Origin of the sequence: Pseudomonas sp. HLG18 (genome assembly GCF_051903985.1) — a bacterium.
Taxonomy (GTDB): Bacteria; Pseudomonadota; Gammaproteobacteria; order Pseudomonadales; family Pseudomonadaceae; genus Aquipseudomonas; species Aquipseudomonas fluorescens_BT.
The window spans coordinates 5555741-5576529 of sequence record NZ_CP195831.1; the positions used below are offsets into that span (position 1 = coordinate 5555741).

19 protein-coding genes and 1 pseudogene are annotated in these 20789 nt (G+C 61.8%); 18 read left to right on the forward strand and 2 right to left on the reverse strand.

The window, feature by feature from the left end:
* Positions 1-9: 9 nt before the first annotated feature.
* Positions 10-1044: pseudogene (locus tag ACSPX5_RS25565) on the reverse strand (HAMP domain-containing protein); the annotation flags it as partial.
* On the opposite strand from ACSPX5_RS25565, the gene ACSPX5_RS25570 reads away from it, so the two are divergent.
* The 3 genes from ACSPX5_RS25570 (at position 1031) to ACSPX5_RS25580 (ending at position 2182) form a co-directional block, all read left to right on the forward strand.
* Positions 1031-1195, forward strand: coding sequence for a hypothetical protein (locus tag ACSPX5_RS25570; RefSeq protein WP_169428469.1), 165 nt, complete (start codon positions 1031-1033; stop codon positions 1193-1195). The pseudogene ACSPX5_RS25565 and the gene ACSPX5_RS25570 sit on opposite strands and share 14 nt — an antisense overlap.
* A 131-nt stretch (positions 1196-1326) precedes the next feature.
* Positions 1327-1581 (forward strand): hypothetical protein, encoded by a 255-nt coding sequence (locus tag ACSPX5_RS25575; RefSeq protein WP_007952486.1) that lies wholly within the window; start codon positions 1327-1329, stop codon positions 1579-1581.
* Positions 1582-1612: 31 nt separating this feature from the next.
* Positions 1613-2182, forward strand: a complete 570-nt coding sequence (locus tag ACSPX5_RS25580; protein WP_169428470.1) for a lipocalin family protein — start codon at positions 1613-1615, stop codon at positions 2180-2182.
* Between the two features lie 48 nt (positions 2183-2230).
* Here the strand turns inward: ACSPX5_RS25580 and ACSPX5_RS25585 are convergent, their stop codons facing one another.
* A complete protein-coding gene (locus ACSPX5_RS25585) occupies positions 2231-3595 on the reverse strand; it encodes a formimidoylglutamate deiminase (RefSeq protein WP_169428471.1) in 1365 nt (454 codons plus the stop codon).
* Positions 3596-3740: 145 nt separating this feature from the next.
* Here ACSPX5_RS25585 and hutC point away from each other — a divergent pair, with 145 nt between their 5' ends.
* The 15 genes from hutC (at position 3741) to dtd (ending at position 20476) form a co-directional block, all read left to right on the forward strand.
* Positions 3741-4451 carry a histidine utilization repressor gene (gene hutC / locus ACSPX5_RS25590; protein ID WP_162803449.1) on the forward strand — a complete coding sequence of 237 codons (711 nt, stop codon included), beginning with the start codon at positions 3741-3743 and terminating at the stop codon, positions 4449-4451.
* The gene (locus ACSPX5_RS25595) at positions 4448-5017 is read left to right on the forward strand and encodes a HutD/Ves family protein (RefSeq protein WP_169428472.1); all 570 of its coding nucleotides are present in this window, start codon (positions 4448-4450) and stop codon (positions 5015-5017) included. Before hutC ends, ACSPX5_RS25595 begins: the two co-directional genes overlap by 4 nt.
* Positions 5018-5437: 420 nt before the next feature.
* Complete coding sequence (hutU, locus tag ACSPX5_RS25600; RefSeq protein ID WP_439820496.1) at positions 5438-7120, forward strand: urocanate hydratase; 1683 nt, start codon at positions 5438-5440, stop codon at positions 7118-7120.
* Between the two features lie 81 nt (positions 7121-7201).
* Entirely contained in the window at positions 7202-8674 is a 1473-nt protein-coding gene (locus ACSPX5_RS25605) for a purine-cytosine permease family protein (protein WP_169428474.1), read from the forward strand.
* Positions 8675-8745: 71 nt separating this feature from the next.
* Positions 8746-9714, forward strand: a complete 969-nt coding sequence (locus ACSPX5_RS25610) for an ABC transporter substrate-binding protein (RefSeq protein WP_169428475.1) — start codon at positions 8746-8748, stop codon at positions 9712-9714.
* A 70-nt stretch (positions 9715-9784) separates the two neighbouring features.
* Positions 9785-10636 (forward strand): ABC transporter permease, encoded by an 852-nt coding sequence (locus ACSPX5_RS25615; protein ID WP_085711027.1) that lies wholly within the window; start codon positions 9785-9787, stop codon positions 10634-10636.
* Positions 10633-11463 carry a quaternary amine ABC transporter ATP-binding protein gene (locus ACSPX5_RS25620; protein WP_169428476.1) on the forward strand — a complete coding sequence of 277 codons (831 nt, stop codon included), beginning with the start codon at positions 10633-10635 and terminating at the stop codon, positions 11461-11463. The genes ACSPX5_RS25615 and ACSPX5_RS25620 overlap by 4 nt, the downstream gene beginning before the upstream one ends.
* Positions 11464-11608: 145 nt before the next feature.
* Positions 11609-13132, forward strand: a complete 1524-nt coding sequence (hutH, locus tag ACSPX5_RS25625) for a histidine ammonia-lyase (protein ID WP_439820497.1) — start codon at positions 11609-11611, stop codon at positions 13130-13132.
* 117 nt (positions 13133-13249) lie between these two features.
* A complete protein-coding gene (gene hutH / locus ACSPX5_RS25630; protein WP_439820498.1) occupies positions 13250-14782 on the forward strand; it encodes a histidine ammonia-lyase in 1533 nt (510 codons plus the stop codon).
* Between the two features lie 100 nt (positions 14783-14882).
* Complete coding sequence (hutI, locus tag ACSPX5_RS25635; RefSeq protein WP_074689540.1) at positions 14883-16088, forward strand: imidazolonepropionase; 1206 nt, start codon at positions 14883-14885, stop codon at positions 16086-16088.
* A 10-nt stretch (positions 16089-16098) separates the two neighbouring features.
* A complete protein-coding gene (gene hutG, locus ACSPX5_RS25640; RefSeq protein ID WP_439820499.1) occupies positions 16099-16902 on the forward strand; it encodes an N-formylglutamate deformylase in 804 nt (267 codons plus the stop codon).
* 199 nt (positions 16903-17101) lie between these two features.
* Positions 17102-18049 (forward strand): choline ABC transporter substrate-binding protein, encoded by a 948-nt coding sequence (locus ACSPX5_RS25645; RefSeq protein ID WP_323161095.1) that lies wholly within the window; start codon positions 17102-17104, stop codon positions 18047-18049.
* Complete coding sequence (locus ACSPX5_RS25650) at positions 18049-18966, forward strand: alpha/beta hydrolase (RefSeq protein ID WP_439820500.1); 918 nt, start codon at positions 18049-18051, stop codon at positions 18964-18966. Before ACSPX5_RS25645 ends, ACSPX5_RS25650 begins: the two co-directional genes overlap by 1 nt.
* Positions 18967-19070: 104 nt before the next feature.
* Positions 19071-20042 carry a prolyl aminopeptidase gene (gene pip, locus ACSPX5_RS25655; RefSeq protein WP_169428482.1) on the forward strand — a complete coding sequence of 324 codons (972 nt, stop codon included), beginning with the start codon at positions 19071-19073 and terminating at the stop codon, positions 20040-20042.
* A complete protein-coding gene (dtd, locus tag ACSPX5_RS25660) occupies positions 20039-20476 on the forward strand; it encodes a D-aminoacyl-tRNA deacylase (RefSeq protein ID WP_169428483.1) in 438 nt (145 codons plus the stop codon). The genes pip and dtd overlap by 4 nt, the downstream gene beginning before the upstream one ends.
* Positions 20477-20789 lie beyond the last annotated feature (313 nt).

The window sequence follows — 20789 nt, forward strand, 5'->3', positions numbered from 1 at the left end:
GATACGCTCGACAAAACGATTGAATGACAGCCCCAGCGCGCCGAATTCGTCGTGGCCATGAATGGTCAGGCGTTTGGTCAGGTCGCCTTCGCCTTCGGCGATGTCATGCATGGCGCGGCCCATGGTCAGCAGCGGCTGCATCAGCACGCGAATGAGCATGCCGAGCAGGGCGATGATGATGACGACGGCGATGACCATGGCGATCAGCGCCGAGGTGCGGAACTCGCTGAGCATTGAGAACGCGGTGTCCTTGTCCAGCACCAGCGCCACGTACCAGTCGGCCGACGGCACGCCGTTGACGCGAGTGAAGGAGATCAGTTGGGTCTTGCCGTCGAACTCGACCTCTTTCAGGCCCGGGGTGACTTTCGGCGCACCGGTGGGATAGGCCTCGGCCAGAGTCTTGAGCACCAGCTTGCTGTCCGGGTGGATCAGGATCTTGCCGTCGGCACTGACGATGAACGCGTGACCGTGGCCGCCGAAGTTCAGCGAGTTGATGATCGCGCTGACGCTGGTGAGATCGATGTCGGCGCCGGCCACGCCGATCATCTGGCCCTGACGCTGCACCGGGGTGGCGACGGTGATCACCAGTTTGCCGGACGAAGCGGCGATGTACGGTTCGGTGACGATGGTCTGCTGGGCGCTGTTCGCCGCTTTGTACCAGCCACGGGCGCGGGGGTCGTAATCCGGTGCGCGGTTGCCGGCAGGGACCGAGAACATCACGCCGTCGGCGCCGCCGAAATAGCTGAGCTGGAAATTGCCGGTGTAGGCGGGCAGATCAATGATGCGCTTCAGGCTGGCCGGGGCGTTGCCGTCGGCGACCACCTGCTGGGCCATCGATTGCAGCAACTGAATGCGACTTTCCAGCCAGGTCTGGATGTTGCTGGTGGTCAGGCTGCCCAGTTCCTGCATCGACGCTTCGGTGCTGCTTTGCAGGGCTTCGCGCTGGCGATAGTCGTTGAACAAAATGAAACAGGCGAACGCAACGGCCACCACGAGGGCGGCAGCCAACAAGATTTTGTGGCTGAATTTCATGTTTCTGGTCATTAAGGAAGCTACCGCGAAGGGGCTGGTCAAGAAAGGGCGGCAATTTGCCACACTCTCGGGCTTTGCGCTGCTCTTATTTCGACCGCCGCGCGACAAAGATGAGAACGCTTTTGTTAAAGGCGACGAAATGCTCAATAGCCCTACAAAGTGACTGATTTACCGATGAAAGCCGGACGAGCGGGTCAATAAATAGCCGCCCGCCGAGGGAACCAGACAGGGGTTTTCTCTTCTAAGCTTCTGGTTGGCGCCAGGCCATCCCCCTTCCGTTCCAGGAGTTACACCATGTCGCTGCGATCTATCGCCCTTCTGTCGTTTTGTGTGCTGTTGGCCGCATGCAGCAAGGTCAATCAGGAAAACTACTCGAAGCTCTCGGCCGGCATGGCCAAGGCTGAAGTGGAGACGCTGCTCGGCAAGCCTACCGACTGCTCGGGTGCGCTCGGCATGTCCAGTTGCACCTGGGGCGACAAGAACAGCTTTATCAGCGTGCAGTACGCCGGTGACAAAGTGTTGATGTTTTCCGGCCAAGGCCTGAAGTAAACCGGGGCTACGCGCCCACGGGAGAAAAACAATGAAGCGGTTATTGCTTATCCTTTTCGCCGGCCTGGTACTGGCCGGCTGCGCCACGACCGGTGAAGATCCGCTGGCGCCCAAGACAGTCAACAGCGTCAACCTCAAACGTTACCAGGGCACCTGGTACGAGCTGGCGCGGTTGCCAATGTATTTCCAGCGCAACTGCGCGCAATCCGAAGCCCGTTACACGCTCGAATCGGACGGCAACCTGGGCGTGTTCAACCGTTGCCTGACCAAGGACTGGCAATGGGAAGAGGTCAAGGGCACGGCTTATCCCCAGGTGCCGGGCAAGACCGACAAATTGTGGGTCGAGTTCGATACCTGGTTTTCGCGACTGATTCCGGGATCGGCGAAGGGCCAATACTGGGTGCTGTACGTCAGCGACGACTACAAGACCGCCATCGTTGGCGATCCGAGCCGCCGCTACCTGTGGCTGTTGTCGCGTACACCGACCGTCAACGGTGTGGTGCGCGAAGAACTGCTGAGCAAGGCGCGCCAGCAGGGTTACGACACCACGCGGTTGATCTGGCGAACGTCGGATCAGCAGATGGCCAAGACGTCCAACTGACGCGCAACAAAAAACCTGTGGAGGTTGCCCTCCACAGGTTTTTTTGTGTCAGCCCAAAAGGTCTCGCAAGACCTGGGTGAAGGCGCGATTGCTGTCCTCTTCCCCGGCATGCCGGCCATCACGGACGACCCACTGACCGTTGACCAGCACATCGCGCACCTGACGGTCGCCACCGGCAAACAGCCAGCGATTCAGGATCCCGTCACCGCTGGCCGTGGCCAGGTACGGATCGTTGCCATCGAGCACAATCCAGTCTGCACGCTTGCCGACCTCCAGCGCGCCGATCGGCTGGCCGAGTGCCTGAGCGCCACCGTCCAGTGCGGCGTCATACAACGTGCGGCCAACCATCGGCTGATCCGCGCCATACAAGCGATTGCGTCGCTGGTCGCGCAGACGCTGGCCGTATTCCAGCCAGCGCAACTCTTCCACCACGCTCAGCGACACATGGCTGTCGGAACCGATGCCCATGCGTCCGCCCTGAGCGAGGAAATCCACCGCCGGGAAAATCCCGTCGCCGAGGTTGGCCTCGGTGGTCAGGCACAGGCCGGCGATGGCGCGACTCTTGGCCATCAGCGTGACTTCTTCCGGATTGGCGTGGGTCGCGTGCACCAGGCACCAGCGCTGATCGACTTCGGTGTTTTCGTACAGCCATTGCAGCGGGCGGCGACCGCTCCAGCTCAGGCAGTCGTCGACTTCCTTCTGTTGTTCGGCGATGTGGATGTGCACCGGGCATTGCGTGTCGCTGGCCGCCAGCACTTCGCTGATCTGTTGCGGCGTGACTGCGCGCAACGAGTGGAAGCACAGGCCCAGCGACTGCGCCTTCTGCTGAGCCAGCAGCGGTTGCAGGCGCGATTGCAGCTTCAGGTAGTTTTCGGTGCTGTTGATGAAGCGGCGTTGACCTTCGTTCGGCGACTGGCCGCCAAATCCGCTGTGGCTGTAGAGCACCGGCAACAACGTCAGGCCGATGCCGGCGGAGCTGGCGGCCTGGCTGATGCGCAACGCCAGCTCGGCTGGATCGGCGTACGGCTGACCGTTGTGATCGTGGTGAACGTAATGGAATTCGGCGACCGAGGTGTAGCCGGCCTTGAGCATCTCGATGTACAGCTGACGGGCGATCACGCCGAGCTGGTCGGGGCTGATTTTTCCGACGAGCCGGTACATCAGATCGCGCCAGGTCCAGAAACTGTCGTTGGGGTTGCCGGCCACTTCCGCCAGCCCGGCCATCGCTCGCTGGAACGCGTGGGAGTGCAGATTCGGCATGCCCGGCAGCAGCGGACCGCTCAGCCGTTCGGCGCCATCTGCGGTGGAGTTGGCCTGGATTCGGGTCAATACGCCGTCGGCGCTGACCTCGAGACGTACATTGTTGGCCCATCCGTTAGGCAGCAGCGCGCGTTCGGCAAAGAAGGCGGACATGGTTCAGCACCCCATCGTGTGTTATTTGTATATACATATACAGACGTTTGCCTGCCCGGTAAACTCCGGCAAGCTAGCAACCTTATCCAATGAACAGGGATCCATCGTGCCGACTCCGCCTCCAGTTTCTCCGTTGGCCGCGAACATGGGCGACAGTCCGGCGCCCTTGTACGCCCGCGTCAAACAGATGATCACCCAGCAGATCGACAGTGGTAACTGGCCGCCGCATTACCGCGTACCGTCGGAAAGCGAGCTGGTCAGCCAGCTGGGCTTCAGCCGCATGACTATCAACCGCGCGCTGCGCGAGATGACCGCCGACGGTCTTTTGGTACGCATGCAGGGCGTCGGCACCTTCGTCGCCGAGCCGAAGAGCCAATCCGCGCTGTTCGAAGTGCACAACATTGCCGACGAAATCGCCTCCCGTGGCCATCGCCACACCTGCCAGGTGATCACCCTGGAAGAAGAGGCCGCCGGTTCCGAGCGCGCCCTGGCGCTGGACATGCGCGAAGGGCAGAAGGTGTTCCACTCGCTGATCGTGCATTACGAAAACGACATTCCAGTGCAAATCGAAGACCGTTTCGTCAACGCGCTCGTCGCCCCGGAATACCTCAAGCAGGACTTCACCCTGCAAACGCCATACGCCTATCTGAACCAGGTTGCGCCGTTGACCGAAGGCGAACATGTGGTCGAAGCGATCCTGGCCGAGCCGTCCGAATGCAAATTGCTGCAGATTGAAAAGGGCGAGCCGTGCCTGCTGATCCGTCGCCGTACCTGGTCGGGCCGTCAGCCGGTGACGGCGGCGCGCCTGATTCACCCCGGTTCCCGTCATCGTCTGGAAGGACGCTTTCATAAATGAGTGAAGTGAAGGTTTTACGCGCCGAAGGCTACCCGCGCATGCCGTGGAAAAACGGCGGTGGCAGCACCGAAGAAATCACCCGTGACGCCGGTGCCGGCCTCGATGGTTTCGGCTGGCGCCTGTCGATTGCCGACATTGCTGAATCCGGCGGTTTCTCGACATTCACCGGTTATCAACGGGTGATCACGGTGTTGCAGGGCGACGGCATGACCTTGTGCGTCGACGGTGATGACACCCGACCGCTGTTACCTCTCGACCCGTTTGCCTTCAGCGGTGAAAGCCAGGTGTCTTGCACCTTGCTCGGCGGGGCGATCCGCGACTTCAATTTGATTTATGCGCCGCAGCGTTACAGCGCGCGCTTGCAGTGGCTGGACGGCGAGCAACGGTTTTTCAGCTCCGCCGGCACCGTTCTGGTTTTCAGCGTCAGCGAGTTGCTGCAAGTGCAGGTCGGTGACAGTGCTGCGCAACTTGGGCGGCATGATTGCCTGCAACTGGACGGCAACATCGGTCTGGTGGAAGTTGCCGTGAATGCCGGCTGCTGTGTGATCGAACTGACTGCACGCTGATCGCCCCTTGAAAAACCGCCGCTTTGAACAGTCCCGGCAGGGCTGTTGAAAGGGGCGGTTTTTTTCATCCCGACGTTCCCGAACGCGCACCAACTTGTTACCGAACGCCCCAGCGTGGCGCAAAACCACGCTTCTGTAACAGCTCACTGCTCGCGCAGACCCACCTCGCGAAAAAATTCATACACGCCACAGCCCTTGATATAGGCGTCCTCCAGTCGTGTCCGGCATTTTTGTTGAACAGCCCTCCAACAAGTTGGCCGCTCGATTGCATATGCTTGTATGTACAAGTAAAGACGTATGCGTATGAGTCGTTAGAGGTTCTCCGCAGCGTCCACTGATTCGCTTGTCGCGCATTGAAGCGCACAAGCCGCTTGCCCATCGCCAGGGTTGGTTTGAATTGATCGCTGAGGAGTCTTTTTCGTGACTGACAATAAGCCTACAAAATTCCGCAATGTTGAGATCCGTGCATCGCGCGGCAATAAGCTGACCGCCAAGAGCTGGCTGACCGAAGCGCCGCTGCGCATGCTGATGAACAACCTCGACCCGGAAGTGGCCGAGAACCCGAAAGAGCTGGTGGTTTACGGTGGCATCGGCCGCGCCGCGCGCAACTGGGAGTGCTACGACAAGATCGTCGAGAGCCTGACCAACCTGAACGACGACGAGACCCTGCTGGTGCAATCGGGCAAACCGGTCGGCGTGTTCAAGACCCACAGCAATGCGCCGCGCGTGCTGATCGCCAACTCCAACCTGGTACCGCACTGGGCGACCTGGGAACACTTCAACGAACTCGACGCCAAGGGCTTGGCCATGTACGGCCAGATGACCGCCGGCAGCTGGATCTACATCGGCAGCCAGGGCATCGTCCAAGGCACTTACGAAACTTTCGTTGAGGCCGGTCGCCAGCATTACGATTCGAACCTGAAGGGCCGCTGGGTCCTGACCGCGGGCCTCGGCGGCATGGGCGGCGCCCAGCCGCTGGCTGCCACATTGGCCGGTGCCTGCTCGCTGAACATCGAATGCCAGCAGGTCAGCATCGATTTCCGCCTGAAAAGCCGTTACGTCGACGAACAGGCCAAAGACCTCGACGACGCCCTGGCGCGCATTGAAAAGTACACAAAAGAAGGCAAGGCGATCTCCATCGCGCTGCTGGGCAACGCCGCCGAAATCCTCCCGGAACTGGTCCGTCGCGGCGTGCGCCCGGACATGGTCACCGACCAGACCAGCGCCCACGACCCGCTCAATGGCTACCTGCCGGCCGGCTGGACCTGGGACGAATACCGCGCCCGCGCCAAGACCGAACCGGCCGCGGTGATCAAGGCTGCCAAGCAGTCGATGGCGGTGCACGTCAAAGCCATGCTGGACTTCCAGAAGCAAGGCATCCCGACCTTCGACTACGGCAACAACATCCGTCAGATGGCCCAGGAAGAGGGCGTGGAAAACGCCTTCGATTTCCCGGGTTTCGTGCCGGCTTATATCCGTCCGCTGTTCTGCCGTGGCATCGGCCCGTTCCGCTGGGCGGCGCTGTCGGGTGATCCGCAGGACATCTACAAGACCGACGCCAAAGTCAAAGAACTGATCCCGGACGATGCACACCTGCACAACTGGCTGGACATGGCTCGCGAGCGCATCAGCTTCCAGGGTCTGCCGGCGCGGATCTGCTGGGTCGGCCTGGGCCAGCGCGCCAAACTCGGTCTGGCGTTCAACGAAATGGTCCGTCGCGGCGAGCTGTCGGCACCGATCGTGATCGGTCGCGACCACCTCGATTCGGGCTCGGTGTCCAGCCCGAACCGCGAAACCGAATCGATGCAGGACGGCTCGGATGCGGTCTCCGACTGGCCACTGCTCAACGCTTTGCTCAACACCGCGAGCGGCGCGACCTGGGTGTCGCTGCACCACGGTGGCGGCGTCGGCATGGGCTTCTCGCAACACTCGGGCATGGTGATCGTCTGCGACGGTACGGACGAGGCGGCCGAGCGTATCGCTCGCGTGCTGCACAACGATCCGGGTACCGGTGTGATGCGTCACGCCGACGCCGGTTACCAGATCGCCATCGACTGCGCCAAGGAGCAGGGGCTGAACCTGCCGATGATCACCGGCAAATAAAAAACGGCGGGAGCGAGCGTGCTCGCTCCCGCTCAAGCCAATACAGCAACAAAACCCAGAACAATCCACAGAGGTTGAATCATGGCGGGCAACACCGATCGTGCAGGCAGTAAACCGTTGATCGAAAGGCGTTCGATCGACTACATCCCGGAAGCGGAAAGACACGGTCGTCTATTCAGTCAGTTCACCCTGTGGATGGGTGCCAACCTGCAAATCACTGCGATTGTCACCGGGGCCCTGGCCGTGGTGCTGGGCGGCGATGTGTTCTGGTCGCTGATCGGTCTGTTGATCGGTCAACTGCTGGGCGGCGGCGTCATGGCGTTGCACGCGGCGCAGGGTCCGAAGCTGGGCCTGCCGCAGATGATCTCAAGCCGTGTGCAGTTCGGGGTTTACGGCGCAGCCATCCCGATCGTGCTGGTGTGCCTGATGTACCTGGGCTTCACCGCCACCGGGACTGTGCTGTCCGGTCAGGCGCTGGGCCAGCTGTTTGGTGTCAGTGACACCGTCGGCATCCTGCTTTTCGCCAGCGTCATCGTGGTGGTCACGGTGCTCGGCTATCGGGTGATCCACTGGATCGGTCGTATCGCCAGTGTCATTGGCGTGATTGCTTTCGTTTATCTGTTCAGCCGTCTGATGAGTCAGGTGGACGTCGGCGCACTCCTGCAAATTCGCCACTTCAGCTGGAGCAGTTTCCTGCTGGCGGTGTCGCTCGCAGCGTCCTGGCAGATCGCCTTCGGCCCTTATGTGGCTGACTACTCGCGTTACCTGCCGAGCAAGGTTTCCTCGGTGAAAACCTTTTTCGCCGCCGGTGCCGGTTCGGTAATCGGCGCGCAGGTAGCGATGATTCTCGGTGTGTTCGCGGCGGCTTCGGCCAACGGCCAGTTTGCCGGCCATGAAGTGGCTTACATCGTCGGTCTGGGCGGCACCGGTGCCACCGCTGCGCTGCTGTATTTCAGCATCGCGTTCGGCAAGGTGACCATCTCGACGCTGAACTCCTACGGCAGCTTCATGTGCATCGCGACCATCATCAGCGGTTTTCGTGGTGACCTGAAAGTAACGCGCATGCAGCGTCTGGTGTTCGTGCTGGTCATCGTTGGAGCGGCGACTCTGATGGCGCTGCTCGGCCAGCACTCGTTCCTCGGGGCGTTCAAGTCTTTCATCCTGTTCCTGCTGGCGTTCTTCACGCCGTGGAGCGCGATCAACCTGGTGGACTACTACTGCATCACTCGCGAGCGCTATGACGTACCGGCGCTGGCCGATCCGAACGGTCGCTACGGTCGCTGGAACATTCTCGGGATCAGCGTCTACGTGTTCGGTGTGCTGGTGCAGCTGCCGTTCATCTCCACCAAGTTCTATACCGGTCCGCTGGTTGCCGCGCTGGGTGATGTGGATATCTCGTGGATCATCGGTCTGGTGCTGCCCGCTGCGCTTTACTACCTGTGCGCAATGAAATGGCACGGCAGCGTGCCCGATCACCTGATTCTGCCGGTCGAGCAGAACAGCGTTGTACAACCTGAAGCAAACGGGACCGGCCGCGCTGCGGCACAGGCCTGATCTGGACGTGGACAGGGCTGGATGCCTCTTGAACTGCCGTAAGCCAATTCATGATTAGGAGCGTCACAACAATGAAATCGAACAAGACCCTGCTGACCACATTGCTGTCCATGGGCCTGCTGGCCAGTGCCGGCGCCACTCAGGCTGCCGGCTGGTGCGAATCCGGCAAACCGGTGAAATTCGCCGGTTTGAACTGGGAAAGCGCGATGTTGCTCACCGACGTACTGCAGGTCGTGCTGGAGAAAGGTTACGACTGCAAGACCGACAGCCTGCCAGGCAACTCCATCACCATGGAAAACGCGCTGAGCAGCAACGATATTCAAGTGTTCGCCGAAGAGTGGGTCGGCCGCAGCGAAGTCTGGAACAAGGCCGAGAAGGCCGGCAAGGTCGTCGGTGTCGGCGCGCCGGTCGTCGGTGCGGTTGAAGGCTGGTATGTGCCGCGCTACGTGATCGAAGGCGATGCCAAGCGCAAGATCGAAGCCAAGGCGCCAGACCTGAAAAACATCGCTGACCTGGGCAAATACTCGGCGATCTTCAAGGATGCCGAAGAACCGTCCAAGGGCCGCTTCTACAACTGTCCGGCCGGCTGGACCTGCGAGCTGGACAACAGCGAAATGCTGAAAAGCTACGGCCTGGAAAACAGCTACACCAACTTCCGCCCGGGCACCGGCCCGGCGCTGGATGCGGCGGTGCTGTCGAGCTACAAGCGTGGCGAGCCGATCCTGTTCTACTACTGGTCGCCAACCCCGCTGATGGGTCAGATCGACGCCGTCAAACTGGAAGAGAAACCGGGCGTCGACAAGCGCGTGACCATCAAGGTCGGCCTGTCCAAGGCCTTCCACGAGCAAGCCCCGGAGCTGGTGGCCGTGCTGGAAAAGGTCAACCTGCCGATCGACCTGCTGAACCAGAACCTGGGTCGCATGACCAAGGAGCGGATCGAGTCGCCGAAACTGGCGAAAATCTTCCTCAAGGAACATCCTGAAGTCTGGCACAAATGGGTGAGCGACGACGCAGCCAAGAAAATCGACGCGGCCTTGTAGGTCGAGCTTCACCGGCTGCCGGCAACGGCAGTCGGACGCTTGATCGCAACCCCTTGATTGAGAGTCTCTTATGTTTCCCGAACGCTTTACGTTTTCCATCGCCGACTGGGTCAACGGTTGGGTCGATGCACTGGTCACCAACTACGGTGACGTGTTCCGCCACATCTCCGACACCCTGCTGTGGGCCATCGTCAACCTTGAAGGCCTGTTACGCGCTGCACCGTGGTGGCTGATGCTGGCCATCGTTGCAGGCGTTGCCTGGCACGCCACCCGCAAAGTCGTGACCACCGCCGTGATCGTCGGTCTGCTGTTCCTGGTCGGCGCCGTCGGCCTGTGGGACAAGTTGATGCAGACACTGGCGCTGATGATGGTCGCCACGGTCATTTCGGTGCTGATCGGGGTGCCGCTGGGGATTCTCTCGGCGCGCAGCAATCGCCTGCGTTCGTTCCTGATGCCGCTGCTCGACATCATGCAGACGATGCCCAGCTTCGTGTACCTGATTCCGGTGCTGATGCTGTTCGGCCTGGGCAAGGTGCCGGCGATTTTCGCCACCGTGATCTACGCCGCGCCGCCGCTGATCCGCCTGACCGATCTGGGCATCCGCCAGGTCGACGGCGAAGTGATGGAAGCGATCAACGCCTTCGGCGCCAACCGCTGGCAGCAATTGTTCGGCGTGCAACTGCCGCTGGCCCTGCCGAGCATCATGGCCGGGATCAACCAGACCACCATGATGGCCCTGTCGATGGTGGTGATCGCCTCGATGATCGGCGCCCGTGGCCTGGGTGAAGATGTGCTGGTGGGCATTCAGACCCTCAACGTCGGACGCGGCCTGGAAGCCGGTCTGGCGATCGTGATTCTCGCAGTGGTCATCGACCGCATTACCCAGGCGTATGGTCGGCCACGGCATGAGGTGAGCAAATGAACAACGCAACCGTGAGCAAGATCGAAGTCAAAAACGTCTTCAAGATTTTCGGTAACCGTTCCAAGGATGCGCTGGCCATGGTCGGCCAGGGCAAGACCAAGGAGCAGGTGCTGAACGAAACCGGTTGTGTGGTCGGGGTCAACGACTTGTCCCTGAGCATCGGCACCGGCGAGATCTTCGTGATCATGGGCCTGTCCGGCTCCGGCAAATCGACGCTGGTACGCCACTTCAACCGCCTGATCGACCCGACCAGCGGCGCGATCCTGGTGGACGGCGTGGACATCCTGCAATACGACATGGACGCCCTGCGCGAATTTCGCCGGCACAAGATCAGCATGGTGTTCCAGAGCTTCGGCCTGCTGCCGCACAAGACCGTGCTCGACAACGTCGCCTACGGCCTGAAAGTGCGCGGCGAGAGCAAGCAGCTGTGCGCCGAACGCGCGCTGCACTGGATCAACACCGTGGGCCTCAAGGGCTACGAAAACAAATACCCGCACCAGCTCTCCGGCGGCATGCGCCAGCGTGTCGGCCTGGCCCGCGCCCTGGCGGCGGACACCGACATCATCCTGATGGACGAAGCGTTCAGCGCCCTCGACCCGCTGATCCGCGCCGAGATGCAGGACCAGTTGCTGGAGCTGCAAAAGACCCTGCACAAGACCATCGTCTTCATCACCCACGACCTCGACGAGGCCGTGCGCATCGGCAACCGCATCGCGATCCTCAAGGACGGTCGCCTGATCCAGGTCGGTACGCCGAAAGAGATCCTGCACTCGCCGGCGGACGAGTATGTCGACCGCTTCGTGCAGCGGCGGGCGGCGGTGGTCTGATCTGAGTTTTGCAGTGCACAGACTGGCCTCATCGCGGGCAAGCCCGCTCCCACAGGGATTGTGTGAGCAGCGGAGATTCTGTGGGAGCTGGCTTGCCAGCGATGAGGCCGGTGAGGCTGCATCAAAATTATGGTTGAGGTAAGTGATGTCCCAGGCTGAAAAAATCGTTATCGCCGACGCCCCGATGCGTTGGCAGGATGTGGTCGCAGTCGCCCGTCACGGCGCGCAGCTCGAGCTGTCGGCCCAGACCTGGGCGCGCATTGAAAACGCTCAGGGCATCGTCCAGCGCATCGTCGCCAGCGGCGAACGCGCCTATGGCGTCAACACCGGGCTGGGCGGTTTGTCCAACGTCTCGCTGCAGGGTGAACAGCTCAGCCAGCTGTCGCGCAACACATTGCTCAGCCACGCCTGCGGCGTCGGTCCGGTACTGGCTGACGAGCAGACCCGCGCCATCATGTGCGCCGCGATCCGCAACTACAGCCACGGCAAGTCCGGCATTCATCGCCGGGTGGTCGAAGCGCTGCTGGCGCTGCTCAATCGCGGTATCACCCCGCAGGTGCCGTCCCAGGGTTCGGTGGGTTATCTGACCCACATGGCCCACGTCGGCATCGCGCTGCTGGGCGTGGGCAATGTCAGCTATCGCGGGCAAGTGGTGTCCGCACAACAGGCGCTGACCGAAGAGGGCCTGCAACCGGTGCAGCTCGGGGCGAAGGACGGTTTGTGTCTGGTCAATGGCACGCCGTGCATGACCGGCCTCGGTTGCCTGGCGATTGCCGACGCCACGCGTCTGCTGCAATGGGCCGACGTGATCGGTGCCATGAGCTTCGAAGCCCAGCGCGGCCAGATCGCCGCGTTCGATGCCGAGATCATCGCGCTCAAGCCGCACCCGGGCATGCAACAGGTCGGCGTCAATCTACGGGCGCTGCTCGATGGCAGTGAAGTGATCGCGAAGAGCAAAGGCATTCGTACCCAGGATGCGCTGAGCATCCGCTCGATCCCGCAGGTGCATGGCGCCGCACGCGATCAACTGGAGCACGCGATCAAACAGATCGAAACCGAACTCAACGGCTGCACCGACAACCCGTTGCTGCTGGGCACGCCGGACGACTTCCGGGTGATGTCCCAGGCCAACCCGCACGGGCAATCGGTGGCGCTGGCGGCGGACTTGCTGGCGATTGCGATGGCCGAAATCGGCTCGATTGCCGAGCGACGTCTGGATCGTCTGATCAACCCGCACGTCAGTGGTCTGCCAGCGTTTCTGGTGGCCAACCCGGGGGTGAACTCCGGGATGATGATCGTGCAATACGTCGCCGCGTCGCTGTGTGCGGAAAACCGCCAGTTGGCGCAACCGGCGGTGCTCGACAACTACGTCACTTCGGGCCTGCAGGAAGACCATTTGAGCATGGGCACCAACGCCGCGCTGAAGCTGCACCGTGCGCTGGAAAACTGCACGCAGATCCTCGCCATCGAGTACCTGCTGGCGGCACAGGCTTTTGAATTTCTCAAGGACCAGCGCTTCGGCGCGGGCACCGATGTGGCGTGGCGACTGCTGCGCGAGAAGGTCCCGGCCTACGATCAGGACCGTTGGCTGGCGCCGGATATCGCCGCTGCTGCAAGTGTTCTGAAAGACTCGAACCTGTTGCACAACGCCTTACCGAATTTGCACTGACAACTACCCATACCAGCGTGCCAAGGCGCGGATCGTCCAAAAGGCGAGAGGCGACGGATAACGGAATGCTCCGGAGCGACTGGTAGTTAATAACAATGCCTCAAAAGGAGCATTTAAATGACTGCGCTGAACCTGATCCCCGGCCAACTGAGCCTGTCCCAACTGCGTGACGTCTATCAGCACCCGGTCAAGCTGACCCTCGACAACAGCGCCAGCGCCCAGATCGAAGCCAGCGTCGCCTGCGTCGAGCAGATCCTTGCCGAGAACCGCACCGCCTACGGCATCAACACCGGTTTCGGCCTGCTGGCCTCGACCCGCATCGCCAGCGAAGACCTGGAAAACCTGCAGCGTTCGCTGGTGTTGTCCCACGCCGCCGGCGTCGGCCAGCCGATCAGCGATGAGCTGGTGCGCCTGATCATGGTGCTCAAGGTCAACAGCCTCAGCCGTGGTTTCTCCGGGATCCGTCGCGTGGTGATCGATGCGCTGATTGCGCTGATCAACGCCGAGGTTTATCCGCATATTCCGTTGAAGGGTTCGGTGGGTGCGTCCGGCGACCTGGCACCGCTGGCGCACATGTCGCTGGTGCTGCTGGGTGAGGGCAAGGCGCGCTACAAGGGCGAGTGGATGGAAGCGACGGAAGCGCTGAAAGTCGCCGGTCTGGCCCCGCTGACGCTGGCGGCCAAAGAAGGTCTGGCGCTGCTCAACGGTACTCAGGTTTCCACCGCATTCGCACTGCGCGGTCTGTTCGAAGGTGAAGACCTGTTCGCCGGTGCGCTGGCGCTGGGCGGTCTGACGGTGGAAGCGGTGCTCGGTTCGCGCTCGCCGTTCGATGCCCGTATCCACGCCGCCCGTGGCCAGAAAGGCCAGATCGACGCCGCTGCTGCTTACCGCGATCTGCTGGGCGAGCGCAGCGAAGTCTCCGACTCGCACCAGAACTGCGAAAAGGTCCAGGACCCGTACTCGCTGCGTTGCCAGCCACAAGTCATGGGCGCGTGCCTGACCCAGTTCCGTCAGGCCGCCGAGGTGCTGGTCATCGAGGCCAACGCCGTGTCCGACAACCCGTTGGTGTTCGCGGCCGAAGGCGACGTGATTTCCGGTGGCAACTTCCACGCCGAACCGGTGGCCATGGCCGCTGACAACATGGCGTTGGCCATCGCCGAAATCGGTTCCCTGAGCGAGCGCCGCATCTCGTTGATGATGGACAAGCACATGTCGCAACTGCCGCCGTTTCTGGTGGCCAATGGCGGGGTGAACTCCGGTTTCATGATCGCTCAGGTGACCGCTGCGGCGCTGGCCAGCGAGAACAAGGCGTTGGCCCATCCGCATTCGGTGGACAGCCTGCCGACTTCCGCCAACCAGGAAGACCACGTGTCGATGGCCCCGGCTGCCGGCAAGCGTCTGTGGGAAATGGCCGAAAACACTCGCGGCATTCTCGCAGTGGAATGGCTGGCGGCGGTGCAGGGGCTGGACCTGCGCAACGGCCTGAAGACCTCGAGCAAACTGGAAAAGGCCCGGGGAATTTTGCGTCGCGAAGTGCCGTTCTACGAGAAGGATCGCTTCTTCGCACCGGACATCAATGCGGCGACCGAGCTGCTGGCTTCGCGGGTTCTGACGGAGCTGGTTCCGGCTAAGTTGCTGCCGAGCCTGTGATGCACTCATCGCCAGCAGGCTGGCTCCCACAAGAGCACCGCGCAACCTGTGGGAGCCAGCCTGCTGGCGATTCGATTACGAATACTGTGGAGACTAAGGGATGAAAACCCTCTGGCAACACTGCCACGTCGCAACCATGGCGCAAGGCGTCTACTCGATCATCGAGGATGCGGCCATCGTGACGTCCGGCGCACTTATCGAGTGGATCGGCCCGCGCAGCCAATTGCCGTCCGGCGAATATCCGGCGGTCAATGATCTGCAGGGCGCGTGGGTCACCCCCGGCCTGATCGACTGCCACACCCACACCGTGTTCGGTGGCAACCGCAGCGGTGAGTTCGAGAAACGCCTGCAAGGCGTCAGCTACGCCGAGATCGCAGCCGCCGGCGGCGGCATCGCCAGCACCGTGCGCGCCACGCGTGAAGCGTCGGAAGACGAACTGTTCGCCAGCGCCGCCAAACGCCTGAAAAGCCTGATGCGTGATGGCGTGACCACGGTCGAAATGAAATCCGGCTACGGCCTCGATCTGGCCAGCGAGCGCAAGATCCTGCGGGTCATCCGTCGTCTCGCCGCCGAGCTGCCGATCAGCGTGCGCAGCACCTGCCTGGCCGCCCATGCCTTGCCGCCGGAATACAAGGATCGCGCCGACGACTACATCGATCACATCTGCGCCGAGATGCTCCCCGCCCTGGCCGCCGAAGGTCTGGTGGACGCGGTGGATGCGTTTTGCGAATACCTGGCGTTCTCCCCGGAGCAAGTCGAGCGGGTGTTCATCGCCGCGCAAAAACTCGGTCTGCCGGTGAAGCTGCATGCCGAGCAATTGTCGTCGCTGCACGGCTCCAGCCTGGCCGCGCGTTATCACGCATTGTCCGCCGATCACCTGGAGTTCATGGACGAAGCCGACGCCATCGCCATGGCCGAATCCGACACCGTCGCGGTGTTGTTGCCGGGGGCGTTCTACTTTCTGCGCGAAACCCAGTTGCCTCCGATGGACGCCCTGCGCAAACACAAAGTGAAAATCGCCATCGCCAGCGACCTCAACCCCGGCACTTCGCCGGCGCTGTCGTTGCGCCTGATGCTCAACATGGCCTGCACCTGTTTCCGCATGACCCCGGAAGAGGCGCTGGCCGGCGCCACGATTCACGCGGCGCAAGCCCTGGGCATGGCCGAGACCCACGGTTCGCTGGAAGTCGGCAAGGTCGCGGATTTTGTCGCCTGGCAGATCGACCGTCCGGCGGATCTGGCGTACTGGCTCGGTGGTGAACTGGACAAACGCGTCGTGCGTCACGGCGTTGAATCAAGTCTGTAGGAGAGTGGTTGTGGATAAGGTTCTGAACTTCAAACAAGGTCGCGTGCCGCTGCTGATCAGCATGCCTCACGCCGGTGTGCGCCTGACTCCGGCGGTCGAGGCCGGATTGATCCCGGACGCGAAAAGCCTGCCGGACACCGACTGGCATATTCCGCAGCTCTACGACTTCGCCGCCGAACTGGGCGCCAGCACCCTGGCGGCCGAGTACTCGCGGTTCGTCATCGACCTGAACCGGCCGTCCGACGACAAACCGCTGTACGCCGGCGCCACCACCGGCCTGTACCCGGCGACGCTGTTCGATGGCATTCCGTTGTTCAAGGAAGGCCAGGAGCCGTCGAAACAAGAGCGTGCGACCTATCTGGAGCAGATCTGGACGCCGTACCACCGCACCTTGCAGGAAGAGCTGGCGCGGCTGAAGGCCGAGTTCGGTTACGCGCTGCTGTTCGATGCGCACTCGATCCGTTCGGTGATCCCGCACCTGTTCGACGGCAAGCTGCCGGACTTCAATCTCGGCACCTTCAACGGCGCCAGTTGCGATCCGCAGTTGGCTACGCAACTGGAAGCAATCTGCGCACGCCACGGCGATTACAGCCATGTGCTGAACGGACGCTTCAAGGGCGGCCACATCACCCGTCACTACGGCAACCCGGCCGAGAACATCCACGCCGTGCAGCTGGAACTGGGCCAGTGCACCTACATGGAAGAGTTCGAACCGTTCCGCTACCGCGCCGATCTGGCGGAGCCGACGCGGGTGGTGCTCAAGGAGTTGCTGCAAGGGCTGCTCGCCTGGGGCAAATCCCACTACAACGCATAACTAATTGTGGGAGCGGGCAAGCCCGCTCCCACAAGGGTTTTGGGTTTCCACAGGTTTCGCGTTCCAACAGGGTCGCCACCGTGCAAATCCCGGTCGCCACAGTTCGCTTTTCCGTCTCGCCTGCTGCGTAATGTTTCGGTCACGGTGCAAGAAGACACCGATCCGAACAATAAACTGCTGCCGCACGAGACGATCCCACATGAAAAAACTGTTCACTCGTTGTGCGTTAATCCTGACCGGCAGTGCGCTGCTCAGCGCCGGCGCCATGGCTTCCGACGATGCATCCTGCAAAACCGTGCGCATGGGCGTGGTCAACTGGACCGACGTGATCGCCACCAGCGGCATGGCCGACGTGCTGCTCAACGGCCTGGGCTACGAGAGCAAGCAGACCAGCGCCGTGCAGCAAATCATCTTTGCCGGCATCCGCGACAAGCGTCTGGATATTTTCCTCGGCTATTGGAAACCGGCGATGGACAAGAACATCGCGCCGTTCCTCGCCGCCAATCAGGTCAAGGTGATGGACAAGCCAAGCCTGGCCGATGCCCAGGCCACGCTGGCAGTGCCGGACTATGTTGCGGCGGCGGGGCTGAAAACCTTCGGCGACATCGCGAAATTCAAGGATCAGCTCGGCGGCAAGATCTACGGTATCGAGCCCGGCAGCGGCGCCAACACCACGATCAAGACCATGATCGAGACCAACCATTTCGGCCTGAAGGACTTCAAGATCATCGAATCCGGTGAGGCCGGCATGCTCGCCGCCGTGCAGCGGGCGGTGAACCGCAAGGAATTCGTGGTGTTCGTCGGCTGGACCCCGCATCCGATGAACATCAACATGAAAATCACCTACCTGACCGGCAGCGAAGACGTTTACGGCCCCAACGAAGGCGCCGCCACCGTTTCCACCGTTACCGCGCCGGACTACGCCGAGCGCTGCCCGAACGTCCATCGACTGCTGGAAAACCTGACCTTCACCGCCGCCCAGGAAAGCCAGTTGATGGTGCCGATCATGGAGCGCAAGACACCTCAGGAAGTCGCGAAAACCTGGCTGCGTGAGCATCCCGACGACTTGCAACGCTGGCTGGCGGGTGTCAGCAGTTTTGACGGCAAGGACGGCGTGGCCACAGTCCAGGCCAGCCTGAAAAACTGATGAGCACTTATCCACTTTCACCGGCGATGGCGGCGTTTGTCGCCAGAACCGAAAGCTTCGCCAGTGATGACGGCAGCCTCGCGGGTTTGCGCAAATCCTATGACGACATGTGCCGGGCCTTCGCGCCCGAGCGACCGGCGGGTCTGGAGGTGGTGGATTTCCAGTTGAGCGGGGTGGCGGTGCGTTCGTATCGCCCGCCCGTCCGGCCATCGGTCAGTGGCTGGCCGTGCGTGTTGTATCTGCACGGCGGCGGTTGGGTGGTCGGCGGGCTGGATTCCCATGATTTCATCTGCTGTGAACTGTCCATCGCGCTGGGGGTGATGGTGGTGGCGGTGGATTACCGGCTGGCGCCGGAGCATCCGTTCCCGGCCGGTTTCGAGGATTGCCTGACCGTGTGGCGCGCGTTGCGCAGCGGGCCGTTCTGGTTCGACGCCGAGCGGATGCTGGTAGCCGGCGACAGCGCAGGCGGCAATCTGGCGGCGGCGTTGTGCCTGGCCTTGCGCGATGCCGGCCAGCCGCTGCCGGGCGCGCAGGTCTTGATCTATCCGGGGCTGGGAGGCGACGCACAGTTACCGTCGCGCAGCGAATGCGCCGATGCGCCGCTGCTCGCCAGCAGCGATGTCGATTGTTATCACGCCTTGTACCTGCGCGGCACCGCGAAGCCGAACGCCTATGCGATGCCGTTGCTGGCCGATGACTTCAGTGGTTTGCCCCCGGCCTGGATTGCCGTCGCTCAGTTCGATCCGCTGCGTGACGACGGCGTGTGCTACGCCGAACGGCTTAACGCGGCGGGCGTCGACGCGGCGCTGTACTACGGCGAAGGGCTGGTTCACGGTTGCCTGCGGGCGCGGCATCAGGTCGCCGAGGTCGATCGTCTCTTTGAGAACCTGCTGGGGTTCATGACTGACAAAATGTGACAGCGCGCGGGCATGCTCATTGACGTAAATCGGGTTTATGATGCCGGACGGCAGAATAATAGAAGTCCCCCCAGGGATGACCTCGACCCCTTACGGAGCGCGCAATGCAGACTTTGTTTCCGCAGATCAAACCTCACGCACGGCACGATCTGGCCGTCGATGACACCCATACGCTGTACGTCGACGAAAGCGGTTCACCGGAAGGTTTGCCGGTGGTCTTCATCCATGGTGGCCCGGGCGCGGGGTGTGATGCCCAGAGTCGCCGCTACTTCGATCCGAATCTGTATCGCATCGTCACCTTCGACCAGCGTGGCTGCGGACGTTCCACCCCCCACGCCAGCCTGGAAAACAACACCACCTGGGATCTGGTCGAAGACCTCGAGCGTATCCGCAAACACCTGGGCATCGACAAATGGGTGCTGTTCGGCGGTTCCTGGGGTTCGACCCTGGCGCTGGCCTACGCGCAAACTCACCCGGAGCGCGTGCATGGTCTGATCCTGCGTGGGATCTTTCTCTGCCGCCCGCAGGAAATCGAATGGTTCTACCAGGCCGGGGCCAGCCGTCTGTTCCCCGATTACTGGCAGGACTACCTCGCGCCGATCCCGCTGGATGAGCGCGACGACCTGCTCAGCGCGTTCCACAAACGCCTGACCGGCAACGATCAGATCGCCCAGATGCACGCGGCCAAGGCCTGGTCGACCTGGGAAGGGCGCACCGCGACCCTGCGCCCGAACCCGCTGGTGGTCGACCGGTTCTCCGAGCCGCAGCGTGCCTTGTCGATCGCGCGGATCGAATGCCACTACTTCACCAATAACGCTTTCCTGGAACCGAACCAGTTGATCCGCGACATGGGCAAGATCGCCCATCTGCCCGGCGTGATCATCCACGGCCGCTACGACGTGATCTGCCCGCTCGACAATGCCTGGGAACTGCATCAGGCCTGGCCGAACAGCGAGCTGCAGGTGATCCGCGATGCCGGTCACGCGGCCTCGGAACCGGGTATCACCGATGCGCTGGTACGCGCCGCCAGCAACATGGCCCGGCGCCTGCTCGACCTGCCGCCCGAAGAAGCATGAAGGGGCTATTGCAGCGCGTGAAAGGCGCGCGAGTCGAAGTGGCGGGGGAGGTGGTCGGCAGCGTCGATCAGGGATTGCTGGTGCTGGTGGCGGTCGAACCCGACGACACGCAGGCCAGCGCCGACAAACTTCTGCATAAACTGCTTAACTATCGAGTATTCGGTGACGCCGTAGGCAAGATGAATCTGTCTTTGGCGGATGTGGGCGGCGGGCTGCTGCTGGTCTCTCAGTTCACCCTGGCTGCCGACACCAGAAGCGGGTTGCGTCCGAGTTTCTCGACCGCCGCCCCTCCGGCGCTGGGCGAGGAATTGTTCGACTATCTATTCAGCAAAGCGAAACAGATGCATGGCACTGTGGCATCAGGTAGATTCGGCGCGGATATGCAGGTTCACCTGGTCAATGACGGCCCGGTAACCTTCCTGTTACAGACATGAAAGTGCTTGAAACACGTTTTTAAGGGCTTTTCGACTGAAAACAGGGAATTTTCGCGATAAATACTTTGTTACCCCTGATGCGTTGTCACGCGGGCTACTAGATAATCGCGCGCTACGGGGATCAGCGTTCGTTGGTCCATTTTGACTTAGGTAGAGACTTGTCCGGATCCGATTGGGGAATCATTTCGACCCAGCGGAGTCGGAACAATGCTCGCCAACTTGGCAAGGGTGTCCTGCAAGGTCGGTTATTTTTGTACCGAATACCTCACAGGCGCTTCATCTGGCCGTTGGTTTATTGATCTGTTTTCGGCGA

Bases quoted from the DNA above. Each gene is read 5' to 3' on its own strand.
- hutH (WP_439820498.1), top strand. From the start codon at position 13,250: ATGACTGCGCTGAACCTGATCCCCGGCCAACTGAGCCTGTCCCAACTG.
- ACSPX5_RS25650 (WP_439820500.1), top strand. From the start codon at position 18,049: ATGAGCACTTATCCACTTTCACCGGCGATGGCGGCGTTTGTCGCCAGA.
- ACSPX5_RS25585 (WP_169428471.1), bottom strand. From the start codon at position 3,595: ATGTCCGCCTTCTTTGCCGAACGCGCGCTGCTGCCTAACGGATGGGCC.
- ACSPX5_RS25580 (WP_169428470.1), top strand. From the start codon at position 1,613: ATGAAGCGGTTATTGCTTATCCTTTTCGCCGGCCTGGTACTGGCCGGC.
- ACSPX5_RS25605 (WP_169428474.1), top strand. From the start codon at position 7,202: ATGGCGGGCAACACCGATCGTGCAGGCAGTAAACCGTTGATCGAAAGG.
- hutC (WP_162803449.1), top strand. From the start codon at position 3,741: ATGGGCGACAGTCCGGCGCCCTTGTACGCCCGCGTCAAACAGATGATC.
- hutI (WP_074689540.1), top strand. From the start codon at position 14,883: ATGAAAACCCTCTGGCAACACTGCCACGTCGCAACCATGGCGCAAGGC.
- ACSPX5_RS25615 (WP_085711027.1), top strand. From the start codon at position 9,785: ATGTTTCCCGAACGCTTTACGTTTTCCATCGCCGACTGGGTCAACGGT.
- ACSPX5_RS25645 (WP_323161095.1), top strand. From the start codon at position 17,102: ATGAAAAAACTGTTCACTCGTTGTGCGTTAATCCTGACCGGCAGTGCG.
- dtd (WP_169428483.1), top strand. From the start codon at position 20,039: ATGAAGGGGCTATTGCAGCGCGTGAAAGGCGCGCGAGTCGAAGTGGCG.
- ACSPX5_RS25570 (WP_169428469.1), top strand. From the start codon at position 1,031: ATGTTTCTGGTCATTAAGGAAGCTACCGCGAAGGGGCTGGTCAAGAAA.
- hutH (WP_439820497.1), top strand. From the start codon at position 11,609: ATGTCCCAGGCTGAAAAAATCGTTATCGCCGACGCCCCGATGCGTTGG.
- ACSPX5_RS25595 (WP_169428472.1), top strand. From the start codon at position 4,448: ATGAGTGAAGTGAAGGTTTTACGCGCCGAAGGCTACCCGCGCATGCCG.
- ACSPX5_RS25620 (WP_169428476.1), top strand. From the start codon at position 10,633: ATGAACAACGCAACCGTGAGCAAGATCGAAGTCAAAAACGTCTTCAAG.
- pip (WP_169428482.1), top strand. From the start codon at position 19,071: ATGCAGACTTTGTTTCCGCAGATCAAACCTCACGCACGGCACGATCTG.
- ACSPX5_RS25610 (WP_169428475.1), top strand. From the start codon at position 8,746: ATGAAATCGAACAAGACCCTGCTGACCACATTGCTGTCCATGGGCCTG.
- ACSPX5_RS25575 (WP_007952486.1), top strand. From the start codon at position 1,327: ATGTCGCTGCGATCTATCGCCCTTCTGTCGTTTTGTGTGCTGTTGGCC.